The sequence below is a fragment of the Microcoleus sp. T3_D1 genome (assembly GCF_036700405.1).
Taxonomy (GTDB): domain Bacteria; phylum Cyanobacteriota; class Cyanobacteriia; order Cyanobacteriales; family Microcoleaceae; genus Microcoleus.
In genome coordinates, this window is the sequence record NZ_JAUBOV010000093.1 from 1 (window position 1) to 2,787 (window position 2,787).

A 2,787-nucleotide genomic window follows, 5' to 3' on the forward strand; every position below is an offset into this window, starting at 1 on the left:
GGATTTTCGATTTTAGATTTTGGATTGATTCCACGGATAAATCACGTGGCGGGTACCACCTTTGAAATTCGTGGTCAGTTGGCAAAACCACCATTTTTTCTACCAATATTAAGACTGACGCCCTACAGGCTACAAATAGAGAAAAGTTATTTGACCCGAAATTTGTCTGATGCGTATTGCCCGCCCTCCAACTAAAATTGATATGATATTAAAAATCTAAAATCTAAAATCTAAAATCTAAAATGGCATTACCTCCCGGCAGTTTTGGTTTACCCCTAATTGGCGATACTATCAACTTTTTGCAAGATTCCCAATTTGCCAAAAAACGCCACCAGCAGTACGGGCCCCTTTTCAAAACCAGCATTTTCGGACAGCCTACCGTGTTTGTGTGTGGCCAAGAGGCTAATTTGTTTGTTTTAAGCAATGAAAACCAATATTTTGCTGTGACTTGGCCTGCCAGCACGAAAGCGCTTTTAGGGCCACTTTCCTTAGCGTTGCAAACGGGTGCTAACCACCAAAATCGGCGCAAGTTGCTGTACCAAGCGTTTCAACCGCGAGCTTTGGCCGGCTACATCGGCGCGATGGAAGATATCACTCAGCGCTATTTGGAAAAATGGGCCAAAATGGAAACGCTGACTTGGTATCCCGAACTGAGAAATTATACTTTTGATGTTGCGGGTAAGTTGTTAGTAGGGATTGATAATGGTTCGGAAACGGCGCTAGGACATTATTTTGAAACGTGGTGCAATGGTTTATTTTCGATTCCTTTAGATGTGCCTTGGAGTCAGTTTGGCAAGGCGAAAAAGTGTCGAAAGCTGCTGTTGGCAGAACTTGAAAAGATTATTATAGATCGCCAACAAGGAACCCCTAGCGGCAATGATGCTTTGAGTTTGCTGATTTCGGCTCGCGATGACGAGGGAAATAGTTTGAGTTTGGAGGAGTTAAAAGATCAAGTGCTGTTGCTGCTGTTTGCGGGACACGAAACTTTAACTTCGGCGATCGCCTCTTTTTGTCTTCTGCTAGCTCAAAATCCCGATGTGATGGCAAAAGTCCGCGCCGAACAGCAACAGTTCCCCGCTACGGAAGCGCTAACCTTGGAACAGCTCAAAGAAATGACTTATTTAGAACAGGTTATGCGAGAAGTGCTGCGGTTGGTTCCGCCAGTGGGAGGCGGCTTTCGGCAGGTAATTAATGCTTGCGAGTTCGGAGGCTACGAAATTCCCAAGGGTTGGATGGTACTTTATCAAATCAATCAGACGCATCAGGATAGCGCAGTTTATCCCGAACCCGATCGATTCGATCCCGATCGATTTAGCTCCGAGCGATCGGCTAAACCGTTCAGCTACGTGCCATTTGGTGGCGGTTTGCGAGAATGTTTGGGCAAAGAATTTGCGCGGTTAGAGATGAAGTTGTTTGCAGCAAAGATTGTTCGGGAGTACGAGTGGGAGCTTTTACCGGATCAAGATGTGAATTTAATCCGAGTACCGACTCCGCATCCCCGCGACGGTTTGCGAGTGAAATTTCGGCGGAACTATTCTTAAGAACAGGCAAGATGCCTGTTCCACAATCGGTAAATTTTCTTGTGGGCCGTTGCTTCTAGCCCTGAAAGCCACAAGATGCCTGTTCCACAATCGGTAAATTTTCTTGTGGGGAGTAGGGGTTGGGCTTCTAGCCCGCCCTGAAAGCCTTATTGATAATCGTGCAAGAACTCAATCTCAACTGAAATTTTGCACCATTATCAATAAGCTGTTTATGAACAGGCAAGATGCCTGTTCCACAAAGAGTGAATTTTCTTGTGGAACAGGCATCTTGCCTGTTCTTGATAATGGTGCAATATCTCAGTCTCAATCAACATCCAATTGCATCGGCCCCAAATACTTAGTTAAATAAGGAGAAAAAACCTCATAAATCAGAGTCAATGGTTTACCGTGATGCCAAAACAAATAGTGTCGCCCCCAAAAAGGCCCCGACTGTTCAAAAGCTGACTCCAAAGCCACGGAATCACCGCAATAAATGCCCTGCACATCGCGATACAATTCTGTCCGCAGCCGCGCTAAACTGGCCCAAATTGGCAAAGATTTATTTTGTAAATATTCGTCTACATGACTCGCTTCCCACCAAGAAGTCGCATAGGCCAAGCGCTGTCCCGAAGCAGTCCGCAGCCACACTTGTCGGCGCAGGCGCGGCCCCGGAACCGCGACAATTTGCTCGGGTGCGCCGTCTGCGTCTTCACCCACTAAAGACATATCGATCACATCTACTTCTGTGGGTTCCCCTGTCAGCAGTTGCAGGTGACGGGTGGGGGAACCGTCGCCCAGGAGCAGTATTTGCCACGCCGGTGCAAGCTTGGTGTGGGGCAAACCCTTCTGTACTGCGTCTTCGGCTCCTTGCCACAGGGGGTTGAGAGCGTGCCAGGTGCGGCTGTTTTTGGGTGTAAATGTTGCAGTCAAGGGTCTTTACAAAACTTAATTTTTTGTTTATTATAACGCTTCTTCAATCTACAATTTAAATCTGTTTAGAAACGGGCTCTTCGGCCCGTTCCACAATAAAATTGAGTGGGTGTGGAACAGGCATCTTGCCTGTTGTTGAATAAAATTGAGTTGGTGTGGAACAGGCATCTTACCTGTTGTTGAATAAAATTGAGTTGGTGTGGAACAGGCATCTTACCTGTTGTTGAATAAAATTGAGTTGGTGTGGAACAGGCATCTTACCTGTTGTTGAATAAAATTGAGTGGGTGTGGAACAGGCATCTTGCCTGTTGTTGAATAAAATTGAGTGGGTGTGGAA

The 2,787-nt window shown here is 46.2% G+C and carries 3 protein-coding genes; 2 read left to right on the forward strand and 1 reads right to left on the reverse strand.

All coding sequences use genetic code 11. The annotated features are described in order from the left end of the window. Both QT992_RS28735 and QT992_RS28740 read left to right on the forward strand, forming a co-directional pair. Nucleotides 1-195: hypothetical protein (locus QT992_RS28735; protein WP_333320658.1), on the forward strand; the 195-nt coding region annotated here is incomplete at its 5' end. Between the two features lie 47 nt (nucleotides 196-242). Next, on the forward strand, nucleotides 243-1,541 hold the full coding sequence (locus tag QT992_RS28740; protein WP_333343055.1) for a cytochrome P450: 1,299 nt from the start codon (nucleotides 243-245) through the stop codon (nucleotides 1,539-1,541). A gap of 303 nt (nucleotides 1,542-1,844) precedes the next feature. Here the strand turns inward: QT992_RS28740 and QT992_RS28745 are convergent, their stop codons facing one another. After that, nucleotides 1,845-2,450: a chorismate lyase gene (locus QT992_RS28745; RefSeq protein ID WP_190738647.1), complete on the reverse strand. Its 606-nt coding sequence runs from the start codon at nucleotides 2,448-2,450 to the stop codon at nucleotides 1,845-1,847. Nucleotides 2,451-2,787 lie beyond the last annotated feature (337 nt).